General features: G+C 38.2%; 10 protein-coding genes and 1 other RNA gene. 9 read left to right on the top strand and 2 right to left on the bottom strand.

The window, feature by feature from the left end:
* Nucleotides 1-15 precede the first annotated feature (15 nt).
* From secG to ssrA, 5 genes are all read left to right on the top strand, one after another.
* Nucleotides 16-261: a preprotein translocase subunit SecG gene (gene secG / locus B5D25_RS05740; protein WP_078787007.1), complete on the top strand. Its 246-nt coding sequence runs from the start codon at nucleotides 16-18 to the stop codon at nucleotides 259-261.
* Nucleotides 262-377: 116 nt separating this feature from the next.
* Nucleotides 378-2,654, top strand: a complete 2,277-nt coding sequence (rnr, locus tag B5D25_RS05735) for a ribonuclease R (RefSeq protein ID WP_078787006.1) — start codon at nucleotides 378-380, stop codon at nucleotides 2,652-2,654.
* A 28-nt stretch (nucleotides 2,655-2,682) separates the two neighbouring features.
* Entirely contained in the window at nucleotides 2,683-3,153 is a 471-nt protein-coding gene (smpB, locus tag B5D25_RS05730) for an SsrA-binding protein SmpB (protein ID WP_078787005.1), read from the top strand.
* Nucleotides 3,154-3,303: 150 nt separating this feature from the next.
* Nucleotides 3,304-3,630 carry a hypothetical protein gene (locus B5D25_RS05725; protein WP_078787004.1) on the top strand — a complete coding sequence of 109 codons (327 nt, stop codon included), beginning with the start codon at nucleotides 3,304-3,306 and terminating at the stop codon, nucleotides 3,628-3,630.
* A 63-nt stretch (nucleotides 3,631-3,693) separates the two neighbouring features.
* Nucleotides 3,694-4,038: a transfer-messenger RNA gene (gene ssrA, locus B5D25_RS05720) on the top strand.
* A 26-nt stretch (nucleotides 4,039-4,064) separates the two neighbouring features.
* On the opposite strand, the gene B5D25_RS05715 is transcribed toward ssrA, so the two are convergent.
* Nucleotides 4,065-5,237 carry a ribonuclease H-like domain-containing protein gene (locus B5D25_RS05715; RefSeq protein WP_078787003.1) on the bottom strand — a complete coding sequence of 391 codons (1,173 nt, stop codon included), beginning with the start codon at nucleotides 5,235-5,237 and terminating at the stop codon, nucleotides 4,065-4,067.
* A 14-nt stretch (nucleotides 5,238-5,251) separates the two neighbouring features.
* Nucleotides 5,252-5,614 carry a metal-dependent transcriptional regulator gene (locus tag B5D25_RS05710; protein WP_078787002.1) on the bottom strand — a complete coding sequence of 121 codons (363 nt, stop codon included), beginning with the start codon at nucleotides 5,612-5,614 and terminating at the stop codon, nucleotides 5,252-5,254.
* Nucleotides 5,615-5,876: 262 nt separating this feature from the next.
* On the opposite strand from B5D25_RS05710, the gene B5D25_RS05705 reads away from it, so the two are divergent.
* From B5D25_RS05705 to B5D25_RS05690, 4 genes are all read left to right on the top strand, one after another.
* Nucleotides 5,877-7,658 carry an ABC transporter ATP-binding protein gene (locus B5D25_RS05705; protein ID WP_078787001.1) on the top strand — a complete coding sequence of 594 codons (1,782 nt, stop codon included), beginning with the start codon at nucleotides 5,877-5,879 and terminating at the stop codon, nucleotides 7,656-7,658.
* Nucleotides 7,658-9,391, top strand: a complete 1,734-nt coding sequence (locus B5D25_RS05700; protein WP_143000649.1) for an ABC transporter ATP-binding protein — start codon at nucleotides 7,658-7,660, stop codon at nucleotides 9,389-9,391. The genes B5D25_RS05705 and B5D25_RS05700 overlap by 1 nt, the downstream gene beginning before the upstream one ends.
* A 23-nt stretch (nucleotides 9,392-9,414) precedes the next feature.
* Nucleotides 9,415-11,556 carry a Tex family protein gene (locus B5D25_RS05695; protein WP_078787000.1) on the top strand — a complete coding sequence of 714 codons (2,142 nt, stop codon included), beginning with the start codon at nucleotides 9,415-9,417 and terminating at the stop codon, nucleotides 11,554-11,556.
* Between the two features lie 108 nt (nucleotides 11,557-11,664).
* Nucleotides 11,665-12,888 carry an aspartate aminotransferase family protein gene (locus B5D25_RS05690; protein ID WP_078786999.1) on the top strand — a complete coding sequence of 408 codons (1,224 nt, stop codon included), beginning with the start codon at nucleotides 11,665-11,667 and terminating at the stop codon, nucleotides 12,886-12,888.
* Nucleotides 12,889-12,892 lie beyond the last annotated feature (4 nt).

Here is a 12,892-nt window from a genome sequence, read left to right as displayed (position 1 = left end):
TGGGAGGAATTAATCGTGGAAGCAGTAAGAACAGCAGTCACAATTGCATTTATTGTAATTTCTATAGTACTTATAATCGTTGTTTTAATGCAGGAAGGTAAAGAAAACGGACTTTCCGGTGCATTGACTGGATCAAGTGATTCATATTGGGCTAAGAACAAAGGTCGTTCTAAAGATTCTGTAATCAAGAAAGTTACAGTTTGTCTTGCGGTTTTATTCTTTGTACTTGCTATACTTATCCGTTCAAAGTGGCTTGCATAATTATAATGATATTTAGGTGCTCTGTTAAAAAGAGCACCTTTTTTACTTTCAAAAACACATTAACGTTGGTATACTTAAAGTAGGTAGTTGATTGACCTTTATACTTGGGGGTAAATATGAAAAAACATTTTGATGATAAAGACAAAAACATAAATAAAGACAAAAACATAAATAAAGACAAGAATATTGATAAAGATATAGATAAATTAAATGTTGAAGATGATTTCGATGAAGAAAAGGATTATGAGCGTTCTGAAGAAGAAATCATAGAGGAAAGAAAGGGGATAATCTTAAATCTCATGAAGGGCAAAGAATATAAACCTATGAGATTCAAGGAATTATCTTATTTTCTTATGCTTCAGTCTGATGAAGATAAGCAGGCACTTCTTGATATCCTTGGTATGCTTGAAAATGAATATAAAATTCTGAAAACAAGAAATAACCGTTATATGCTTATGCCGGGAGATACACATGTGGGTGTTTTCACAGGTAACAGAAAGGGATTTGGATTTGTAACAGTTGAAGGCTTTGACGAGGATTTCTTTATTCATGCGAAGGATACGGCAAATGCATTTGAAGGCGACAAGGTTCTTATCAGAGAGACTAAGCAAGGCCGTGACGGCAATCGTACAGAGGCTGCGGTTATAAGAGTTATTAGTCATGAGATAAGAAATGTAATTGGTATCTATGAGCCTTCGAAGGACTTCGGTTTTGTTATACCGAACAATAAGAAGATTGCCAGTGATATATTCATTCCGAAGGAAGCAGGATGCGGAGCTGTTAAAGGAAGCATCGTTATCGCCGATATCAAGGATTATGGTGATGATAAGAAGTCTCCATCGGGCGTAGTTACTGAAGTTATCGGACATATAAATGATCCTGCTTCGGATATAGTAACTGTTGTGAGAAGTTACAATATTCCTATTGATTTTCCGGAAGACGTAATGAAGGAACTCGAGAGAATTCCTGATTCAGTTAGTGAAGAAGAAATGAAGGGAAGAAAAGATTTCAGAAAGCTCGATACGGTAACTATCGATGGCGAAGATGCTAAGGATCTTGATGATGCTATAACGCTTTCGTATAAAGATCATATTTATACATTGGGTGTTCATATAGCCGATGTATCGAATTATGTTAAAGAAGGAAGTCCGCTTGATAAGGAAGCTCTTAACAGAGGTACAAGTAATTATCTTGTAGACAGTGTTATCCCTATGCTTCCTCATAAGTTATCAAATGGCATTTGTTCGCTTAATGCAGGCGTAGACAGACTTACTCTTTCTGTGATAATGGAAATTGATGAAAAGGGCAAGGTGTTAAGCCACGAGATAACAGAAGGTGTTATAAATGTAAATGAACGTATGAATTATACTGACGTAAACAAGCTTATAACAAGAGCTGAGGATGCGCCGGTTGAGAGATATAAAGAGCTTATTCCTTTATTTGACAGGATGCAGGAGCTTTCAAGGATCATCAGAGAGAAAAGACATGAGAGAGGATCAATCGACTTTGATATGGCTGAAACAGAAATCAAGGTTGATGAGAATCACAAGCCTATTAAAATATGTGCTCATGACAGAAATGATGCAACAAAGCTTATAGAAGATTTCATGTTGATGGCAAATGAAGTGGTTGCCGAGGATTATTACTGGCAGGAAATTCCATTTGAATACAGAACACATGAAGCACCGGATCCTGAAAAGGTGGATATACTGGCTGCAACCATAAGAAATTTCGGTATTTATTTCAAGACAGCTGCCCATGACAATATTCATCCGAAGGAATTCCAGAAACTCCTTAAGAAGATAGAGGGAGAGCCGTATGAAGATATGATCAGTAAGCTTACACTTAGATCTATGCAGCAGGCAAGATACGGTACCGAATGTACAGGACATTTCGGACTGGCATGTAAGTATTATTGTCATTTCACATCTCCGATCAGACGATATCCTGATCTTCAGATTCACAGGATCATCAAGGAAAATCTTCATGGAAAGCTAAATAATGAGAGAATCAGCCATTACAGCAAGATACTTCCAAAGGTTTCGGCAGACAACTCTTTCAAGGAAAGAAGAGCGGACGAAGCTGAGCGAGATGTTGTAAGGCTTAAAGAGATTGAATATATGGCTGAGAGAATAGGAAAGGAATACGTCGGTGTCATATCCGGATTCACTCAGCAGAATATATTTGTAGAACTTGAGAATACAGTTGAAGGTGCGATTAATGTTGCATATCTTTCTGACGATTTCTACAGATATAATGAAGTTGAAATGTGCATGAGAGGAGACAGAACAGGCAATTTATTTAGTCTGGGCGATAAGGTATATATCAAAGTTCGTAAGGCTGATAAAATAGAAAGAACCATTGATTTTGAATTGATCAAAAAACTTCAATAGGATTCATTTTTGCTTGGATGGTGAAAAGATGAGTGGAAGTAAAGAGAAACTTATAGCAAACAATAAAAAGGTATTTCATGATTATTTTATAGAGCAGACATATGAAGCGGGGATAGAACTTGCCGGAACAGAGGTTAAGTCTCTGAGGCAGGGAAACTGCAGTATTAAGGAAGCGTTTATCGGAGTCGATAACGGCGAGATATTTATTCATCATATGCATATCAATCCATATGAAAAAGGAAATATTTTCAACAGAGATCCTTTGAGAAAAAGAAAGCTTCTTCTGCATAAGAATGAGATACTTAAACTTGCCCAGCAAAGAGAGGTAGCGGGATATACAATAGTTCCGACCAAGGTTTATTTCAAAAATGGACGAGCTAAGGTTGAGATTGCGCTTGCGAGAGGTAAGAAACTCTACGATAAGAGAGATGATATTGCCAAGAAGGATGCAAGAAGAGAAGCTGAGAGAGAATTTAAAGTTAGAAACCTCAAAGTCTAAGTATGACGCAGGATATATAGTTTTCTTGTATGATGCTTTGCTTGCATAGTTACAGTTGAGGTGTTATATTATAAGCTATAGCGTTAAAATATAGCACTTGAAGGTGTTAGAACGTTAAATATATTTGCATGATAACCAGGGGTACGAGAAATGAGTCAGGAAAAAGTTGACAGACATAAAAAAGAGAAGAAGAACAGAGAAAGAGACAAGAAGATCAAGAAATTAAAGCAGGCTTTAGCGGCATTTATATGTGCTATTCTTATCGGAGCGATCATTGGAATTCCTCTTGGAAAGAAGCTCTATAATGATAAGAAAAAGAAGGATGCCGAGAAAGAAGCTAAAGTTGTTAAATACATTCCGGCAGTTGAATTTAAGAATTGGTTCAATGATTATTATGTAGAGAAGTATTATGATCTTTACGCAGGAATGACATTAGCTACAAATCCTGACGCTCCTGTCAGTGACAGCGAGAAATAAGATAATATTTTTGGAAGGGCATTGATTGAGTTAGCAAAACCTTCCGGATTATTATATATAAATGGGCCTGTATTGGCTTCGACAGGGATCTAGAAATTATGACAGCCATCCGTGGTCCGGGACCACGTTAAAACTCGGAAAAAAATAAACGCTGAAGATAATTTAGCAATCGCTGCCTAATGGCAGCTGTCAGCCACAAGTAATCCGCTGCTTGTGAGTCTGGCACCGATGAGGCGGAGCACTTTCCTTCCAAAGCTTTGAGGATGGGAAAGAACCTATGAAGCTACTGAATCTGTAAATCTGACTGTGGATGTGCAGAGGAGGGAATGTCAAAACACATGTCTGTGATGGGAGAGGTTATAATGGAAGGGTTTTTGGACACGGGTTCGACCCCCGTCAGGTCCACTAAAAAAGTCCGGTTATCCGGACTTTTTTTATACCCCAAGAATTGTTTTGACGGTGTAGCGGGCAAATGAATTCAGGATTTTTTCATTTCCCAGGAAGTCATCTGTCAGTTCTGCATATGGGGTTAGTTTATTCTTAGATGCAGCACCTGAAGAAGTTTCGTCAAATGAGTAATAAGACTCAAGCTCTGTGAATTTATATTTCTTAACGAAGAAGCCTTCAAGTTTTGTATAGCAGTTGAGGGCTTTAGCTTTTTCACATTTATATTCTGTTAAGGTCGGTGCAAGGTCTTTGTGGAAAGCTTCATCCAGTTCCGGATAATAATTATAATTCTTATAATCCTCATAGAAATGAATGAATACGCCGTGTTCCACAGGAAGACTGATGTATGCTTTTCTTTCATCTGAAGAAATCATAAGAAGAGGAGATGAAAGACCGGCTTTATTTAAAGCGGAATTTTTATCATGATACATGGATGCAATATCCATATCAGGAAAATGCTTTAGATCAAGTGATATCTTAAGTTTTAGTCTTTCGGTTCCGGACATTGATAGGTCTGCTACAGAAAATTCTCCTTCGGATAAAGCCTTTAATGCAAGGATGTCAGCAAGATAGAACATTCCATCCATATCATCTCTGTTATGCTGAAGAACAAGAGACTTAGAACGTGCATCGTCGGTGGAAAGATAATCAAAATATACTTCTATAAGCTGACCGCCGTTCATCTGATCGATTCTGTTAAGCCCTACAAAACGCTCAATTGTTTTCTGTTTCAGATTGGATAATCCGAGAGAAGTCTTGTAAGGACGAATCATTTTATATAAATCGATCTTTGTAAGGCGGGAGAAGTTGTCCCTGATATTCATATGAAAATGATCATTTATGGATTCAAGTCTTTTTGAAACATAAGGAATATCGAAGGTATTTCCGTTAAAAGTGAGCAGATATTTGTAATCAAGGATAAATTCCATGAAAGTCTCGATAATCTGAGGCTCACTTCGGCCGTCGTCATTGAAGTACTGGGTTATATGCCAAGTACCGTCTTTATAATAATTAACACCGATTAGGTAAATAAAAGAAGAGGAGGCACTAAGCCCAGTTGTTTCGATATCGAACATGATGATATCGCGCGGGTCATAATACTCCTCAATTTTGCTATATACCGGATTGGTTTTGGATAATTCCTCATCTATTATAAGCATACAGACATACCTGGTTATTTTTTGAAATGATTTTTGATCGCTTCAAAGCTTTCCTGACTGATAACATGTTCGATACGGCAGGCATCCTTTGATGCGATTTCTTTGGATACTCCGAGTTCCTGGAGTATATTTGTAAAGAACTGATGGCGTTCGTAAACGCTTTCGGCTATTTTCTTTCCTTCTTCTGTCAGATAGATATATCCGGCATCGGTCATTGTTATGTATTTTTTCTCACGAAGATTTTTCATAGCGATACTTACGCTTGATTTTTTATATCCGAGTTCGTTAGATACATCAACAGATCTAACTACAGGAAGCTTGGTTCCGAGTACAAGTATTGCCTCAAGATAATCTTCGGCTGATTCATTAGAATGCATGTTAAATCCCCTTAAAAAATATAATTGTTCACAATATAGATAGTATAGCATTATGAAAGTCTATTATCAATAATAATCTTCTAAAAAACTAACAGAAGTTGAATTAATCTAACATGCGTGAGTAGACTCTAACAATTCCTGTATATTCGGGAAATTCTATAATTGCCGAAATATGTATCGCTTTATTTTTTATATGAAAAATGCTATACTCTTTTAGTGTTTTTTTATTTGGTTATGAATTAGTGGAAGAAGTTTTTTATCAATGAAAAGTATACTTAAATATTTAAAAAATTATAAATTACAAACAGTCATGGCGCCTCTTTTCAAGATGCTTGAGGCGACATTTGAACTTTTCGTTCCGCTGGTTGTCGCAAAGATGATCGATGTGGGAATTGCTGAGAACGATAAGGTATATATCTATAAAATGGGCGGTATGCTCATTCTTCTTGCTTTAATCGGACTTATATGCTCGGTAACAGCACAGTATTTCGCGGCAAAGGCTGCTATGGGATTCGGACGAGAATTAAGATCCGATCTTTTCAAACATATCATGAGTATTTCATACAATGAGATAGATAAAAATGGAACGGCAACACTCATTACGAGAATGACCAGTGATGTCAATCAGATGCAGACAGGCGTAAATATGGTTCTGCGTCTGTTCCTTAGATCGCCATTTATAGTATTCGGTGCGGTTATCATGGCATTTACAGTTGATGTTAAGACAGCGGTTGTATTTGTTATCGTTCTTCCGATACTTATCGCAATTGTTTTCGGTATTATTTTTTCTACTGTGCCATTATATAAGAAGGTTCAGGGAAGACTTGATAAGGTTACTCTTATTACAAGAGAGAATCTTGTAGGTGCGAGAGTTGTAAGAGCATTTAATCATCAGGAAGCTGACATTAAAGATTTTGACGAAGCTACAACAGGGCTTATGAAAAGCCAGTTATTTGTAGGACATATTTCAGCACTTCTTAATCCTATAACATTTGTAGTTATCAACTTGGGAACGGTTGCGCTTATTCATAAAGGTGCAATAAGGGTTGAGGCATTTGGACTGTCTCAGGGACAGGTTATCGCCCTTGTAAATTACATGTCGCAGATCCTTATCGAGCTTATAAAACTTGCGAACCTAATTGTGACAACAACAAAGGCTATAGCCTGTGGACATAGAGTCGCTGCAATACTTGGAGAAGAGTCTTCTATTACATATGTGGCTGATGGGGTCGGCAGCACTGATGAAGCCGGTAATGTAAACGAATCAGGTAGTATTCCACGAGTTTCCTTCAATAATATCAGTTTCAAATACAAAGGTTCCGGAGAGAATTCCCTTGAAGGTCTGAATCTCTCTGTATATGAAGGAGAGACTGTGGGAATTATAGGTGGTACCGGTGCAGGAAAGTCCACATTGGTTAATCTTATTCCAAGATTTTATGATGTTTCAGATGGTGAACTTCTTGTTGACGGTAAGAATGTCAAAGACTACGGCAAGAAAGAGCTTAGACATAAGATAGGCATCGTTCCTCAGAAAGCGGTTCTTTTTAAAGGAAGCATCGCTGACAATATCAGATGGGGCAAGAAAGACGCGGATGATAAAGAGATAAATGAAGCCCTTAAAGCTGCTCAGGCTTATGATTTCGTTATGGAGAAAGACGGTAATCTTGAGTTTATGCTTAATCAGGGGGCTACAAATCTTTCGGGCGGTCAGAAGCAGAGACTCTGTATAGCAAGAGCCCTTGTCAGAAAGCCTGATATACTTATTCTTGATGACAGTTCATCAGCTCTTGACTTTGCGACAGATGCAAAGCTTAGAGCCTCTATAAAGGATTATTCCAAGGGAATGACAACATTTATCGTTTCCCAGAGAACATCCTCAATCCGTTACGCTGATAAGATTGTGGTATTAGATGACGGAAATGTAGTCGGTATCGGTTCACATGATGAACTTATGAAAGATTGTGATGTCTATAAGGAAATATATAATTCGCAGAATCAGTCAAATGACGCACCTGCTGCAAATGGAAAGGCAGGTGACAGATAATGAATAAGAAGACTATCGGAAGAGTTGTCAAATATTTAAAACCATACATTCCGCTTATTATCATTTCACTTATGGCTGCAGCTGCGACAACACTGCTTTCACTGTATGTGCCTATCCTTGCGGGTAAAGCCATAGACCTTATAATAGCGCCGGGAATTGTTGATCTTGACGGCATTTCAAAGATACTGATCAGAATGATCATGGTTATACTTTTGGCGGCTTTATTCCAGTGGATAATGAATGTGATCAACAATCATATAACATATAGAGTTGTTAAAGACATAAGAAAGAAAGCATTTGATCATATTCAGAGCCTTCCGCTCAGCTATCTTGATACAAAGCAGTATGGAGATTTTGTTTCAAGGATCATTGCGGACATAGATCAGTTCAGTGACGGACTTTTAATGGGATTCTCTCAGTTCTTCACGGGATTGGTTATGATCATAGGAACACTTTGCTTTATGTTCACTCTGAATATAACCATAACTTTGGTTGTAGTTCTTCTTACACCGCTTTCGCTTTTTGTAGCGGCATTCATAGCTAAGAAGACATATAACCTTTTCGTGAAGCAGTCGGAGAAGAGAGCACTTCTTACAGGAATGGTAGAAGAAATGGTCGGAAATGAAAAAGTCGTTCAGGCTTTCTCATATGAAGACGATGCGATAGAACGTTTTGATAAGATAAATGATGAACTTGCGGACGTGAGTCTTAAGGCAACATTTTTCTCATCTTTAATAAATCCAAGTACAAGATTCATCAACAATCTTGTTTATGCTGCGGTTGGTATAGTGGGAGCTGTCTTCGTCCTTAAGGGAAGGATAACAGTTGGACAGCTTACATGTTTCCTCAGTTATGCAAATCAGTACACGAAGCCATTTAATGAAATATCCGGCGTTGTTACTGAACTTCAAAATGCCCTTGCCTGTGCGGGAAGAGTATTTGAACTTATAGATGAAGAGCCTGAAACTCCGGATAAGGAAAATGCAGTTGTCCTTAAAGATGTTAAAGGCAGCGTAATGCTTAAAGATGTTAATTTCTCTTATGTTCCTGATAAGAAGCTTATTCAGAATCTCAACCTTCTTGTAAAGCCGGGGATGCGAGTAGCTATAGTAGGTCCGACAGGATGCGGTAAGAGTACGGTTATAAATCTTCTTATGAGATTCTATGACGTAAACAGCGGATCAATACAGGTTGAAGGAAATGATGTAAGAGATATAACAAGAAAGAGTCTCAGAGATAATTATGGTATGGTTCTTCAGGAAACATGGCTTAAGGCTGCCAGCATCAAAGAAAATATAGCCTACGGCCGTGAAGCTACGGATGAAGAGATCATTGCGGCAGCTAAGGCTACACATGCCCATAGTTTTATCAAAAGACTGCCAAATGGATATGATACAGTGCTCGGAGAGGATGGTGGAAGCCTTTCTCAGGGACAGAAACAGCTGCTCTGTATTACAAGAGTAATGCTTTCGGTTCCACCGATGCTTATACTTGATGAAGCTACGTCATCTATAGATACAAGAACTGAACTTCGTGTACAGAGAGCATTTGCAAAGCTTATGGCAGGAAGAACAAGTTTTATCGTAGCACACAGACTTTCAACAATTATGGAAGCTGATATGATCCTTGTTATGAAAGATGGAAATATCATCGAGCAGGGCAATCATGAAAGTCTCATGAAACTGGGTGGATTTTACAGTGACCTGTTTAACAGCCAGTATAAAAATGTTTAATTTAACTTACGGAGGTTATTAAAGTGAATATTAATGCAGTTATTGCGAAGGAACTTAATGTTGAATTATGGCGAGTGGATGCAGCGGTTACCCTTCTTGATGAAGGAAATACTGTACCTTTTATCGCGAGATATAGAAAGGAAAAAACAGGAACTCTTACAGATGAGCAGTTAAGAGAGCTTGATGAGAGACTCAAATATTTGCGTAATCTTGAAGAAAGAAAGGCAGCGGTTATCAGTTCGATTGAAGAGCAGGGGAAGCTTACAGACGAACTTAAGAAGAAGATTGAAGCTGCTGAGACACTTGTTGCTGTTGAAGACCTTTATGCGCCTTATAAACAGAAGAAGAGAACCAGAGCAATGATCGCCAAGGAGAAAGGACTTGAGCCGTTTGCACAGGCTATTATGCTTGCGGGAAGTACTTTTGATCTGGAGAAAGAAGCACTCAAATATATTTCAGAAGAGAAAGAAGTACTTACAGCTGATGATGCTTTAAACGGAGCGTCAGACATTATTGCGGAAGATATTTCGGATACAGCTGAATATAGATCATATATAAGAAATCTTACATTTGATAAGGGCTCCCTCATTTCAAATGCAAAGGACAAGGAAGCAGAATCTGTATATGAAAATTATTATGAATACAGTGAGCCTTTAAAGAAGGTAGCAGGATATAAGACACTTGCTTTAAATAGAGGCGAGAAGGAGAAGTTCCTTACTGTTAAGATTGAGGCCCCTGTTGATGAGATTCAGGCATATCTTGAGAAGAATATAATCATTTCAGACAATGCAGTGGTAAATGATTTTCTTAAGAAGGCCATTAAAGACAGTTATGACAGACTTCTTGCTCCGGCTATTGAGAGAGATATAAGAAATGAGCTTTCTGAAGTAGCTGAAGACAGTGCTATCACTGTTTTCGGAAAGAACCTTGAGCAGCTCCTTATGCAGCCTCCTGTAGCAGGAAGAAATGTTCTTGGATGGGATCCTGCTTTTAGAACAGGTTGTAAGCTTGCTGTTGTTGATTCAACAGGTAAAGTCCTTGATACAGCAGTTGTTTATCCTACAGCTCCTACAAATGAAGTAAAGATAAAGGCTGCAAAGGAAAAGGTTAAGCAGCTTATCAAAAAATACAATATTTCACTTATTTCTATCGGAAACGGTACAGCCAGCAGAGAGTCTGAGCAGATAGTTGCTGAGATAATCAGTGAGATCGGTGGAGGAGTAAGTTACGCTATCACCAATGAAGCAGGTGCGTCAGTATATTCTGCAAGTAAACTTGCAACAGAAGAATTTCCTGAGTTTGATGTAGGACAGAGAAGTGCCGCATCAATTGCAAGAAGACTTCAGGATCCGCTTGCTGAACTTGTAAAGATTGATCCTAAGGCAATCGGTGTTGGTCAGTATCAGCATGATATGAATCAGAAGAAACTTGGAGAAAGACTTGGAAGTGTAGTTGAAGACTGCGTTAATACTGTAGGTGTAGATCTTAATACAGCTTCAGCACCACTTATGGAATACATTTCCGGAATCAATAAGACTATTGCCAAGAATATAGTTGCATTCAGAGAAGAAAACGGTGCATTTAAGAATAGAAAAGAGCTTCTTAAAGTTCCAAAGCTCGGACCTAAAGCATATGAGCAGTGTGCAGGTTTCATGAGAATCGCTAACGGAACCGATCCATTTGATAATACAGGTGTTCATCCTGAAAGTTATGAAGCAGCAGAGAAGCTTCTTGATAAGTGTAAGATTAAGAAGGAAGATATAAAAGACGGTAAGTCGGTTATATTTATAAATGATTACAAGAAAACAGCAGAAGAGATTGGCATTGGTGAACCAACTCTCAAGGATATAATCAAGGAGCTTGAAAGACCGGGAAGAGACCCGAGAGCTGATATGCCACCTGTAGTACTTCGTTCAGATGTCCTTGACATGAAGGATCTTAAGGAAGGAATGATACTTAAGGGAACAGTCAGAAATGTTATCGATTTCGGTGCATTTGTTGATATCGGAGTTCACCAGGACGGACTTGTTCATATCTCTCAGCTAACTAATAAGAAGTTCGTTAAGCATCCTCTTGATGTAGTTAAGGTTGGAGATATTGTGGAAGTTAAGGTTCTTTCTGTAGATATTCAGAAGAAGCGAATTGCACTGAGTATGATATTATAGTATATTGTAGTATATCTCAGTTGAAGAATGATAAATACCTGATCGGATACTTCAGGTGAAATAACTGATATTAATTGATATTAATATTGATGTAGGATGGTGATTATAATGAATATGAAAGATTTTGGAATGACAAAAGCTGAAGTAGAAGAGACTGCCAAGAAATATCTTAATGAACAGTTTCCTCGTTTTGATTTCATTGCTGAAAAAGCAAAGGGAATGTATATATATGATGAAGAAGGAAATGCATATCTTGATTTCCTTGGCGGCATTGCGGTAAATGCTGCAGGTCACTGTAATGAAAGAGTTTCTAAGTATGTTAAGCAGCAGATTGACGAGATGGTTCATTCTTCAAATTACTGTTATACATTACCACAGATCATGCTTGCTAAGCTTATCTGTGAGACAATAAAGATGGATAAGATTCAGTTCCAGAACAGTGGAGCTGAAGCAAATGAAGCAGCTATCAAGCTTGCACGTAAATATGGTGTAGATAATTTCGGACCTGAAAGATTTAAGATCGTTACAGCTCTTAACAGCTTTCATGGAAGAACACTCGGTACACTTGCAGCTACCGGTCAGCCGGATAGCGCTATACAGAAAGGCTTTGCACCTTTAGTTGAAGGATTTAAATATGCAGAATTCAACAATCTTGAAGCTTTTAAAGAGGCGGCAACAGATGATGTGATCGCAATCATGGTTGAGCCTGTACAGGGAGAAGGCGGTGTATATCCTGCTGATAAAGATTTCCTTGTTGGTTTAAGAAAGCTTTGTGATGAGAAGAATATGCTCCTTATCTTTGATGAAGTTCAGACAGGATGGGGACGTACAGGTGATATCATGGGTTATATGACATACGGAGTTAAGCCTGATATCATTACCATGGCAAAGGCTATGGGTGGCGGAATGCCTATAGGTGCTATGTGTTCAACAGAAAAAATCATGAATACATTCGGACCTGGTGCACACGGAACAACATTCGGTGGAAATCCTGTATGCTGTGCAGCAGCTTATGCACAGATCGAGGAACTCCTTGAGAAGAAGCTTCCTGAAAATGCAAAAGAAACAGGTGCATATTTTAGGGAGAGAGCAAAAGAACTTCCACATGTTAAAGAGATTCGAGGAATCGGACAGATCACAGGTATTGAATTTGATGTTCCTATAGCAAATGAATTAAAATATACTTGTGCTGAGAAGAAATATCTTCTTATGACTGCTGTTAGACCTGCAGTTGTACGTCTTGTTCCACCGCTTATTGCAACAAAGGAAGACTGCGATAAAGCTATTGAGATCATGAAGGAAACCATTGTAGAGATTACTGAATCAAAATAAAACT

Origin of the sequence: Eubacterium ruminantium (assembly GCF_900167085.1) — a bacterium.
GTDB classification, from domain to species: Bacteria; Bacillota; Clostridia; order Lachnospirales; family Lachnospiraceae; genus Eubacterium_Q; species Eubacterium_Q ruminantium.
Note: the sequence above shows the minus strand (reverse complement) of the source record. Positions and strands in the feature narration are given on the sequence as shown.

What these genes read in the sequence shown, in the direction of transcription:
- B5D25_RS05710 (WP_078787002.1), bottom strand. Translation starts at nt 5,614, where the DNA reads ATGCATTCTAATGAATCAGCCGAAGATTATCTTGAGGCAATACTTGTA.
- B5D25_RS05705 (WP_078787001.1), top strand. Translation starts at nt 5,877, where the DNA reads ATGAAAAGTATACTTAAATATTTAAAAAATTATAAATTACAAACAGTC.
- rnr (WP_078787006.1), top strand. Translation starts at nt 378, where the DNA reads ATGAAAAAACATTTTGATGATAAAGACAAAAACATAAATAAAGACAAA.
- B5D25_RS05715 (WP_078787003.1), bottom strand. Translation starts at nt 5,237, where the DNA reads ATGCTTATAATAGATGAGGAATTATCCAAAACCAATCCGGTATATAGC.
- B5D25_RS05725 (WP_078787004.1), top strand. Translation starts at nt 3,304, where the DNA reads ATGAGTCAGGAAAAAGTTGACAGACATAAAAAAGAGAAGAAGAACAGA.
- B5D25_RS05690 (WP_078786999.1), top strand. Translation starts at nt 11,665, where the DNA reads ATGAATATGAAAGATTTTGGAATGACAAAAGCTGAAGTAGAAGAGACT.
- B5D25_RS05700 (WP_143000649.1), top strand. Translation starts at nt 7,658, where the DNA reads ATGAATAAGAAGACTATCGGAAGAGTTGTCAAATATTTAAAACCATAC.
- smpB (WP_078787005.1), top strand. Translation starts at nt 2,683, where the DNA reads ATGAGTGGAAGTAAAGAGAAACTTATAGCAAACAATAAAAAGGTATTT.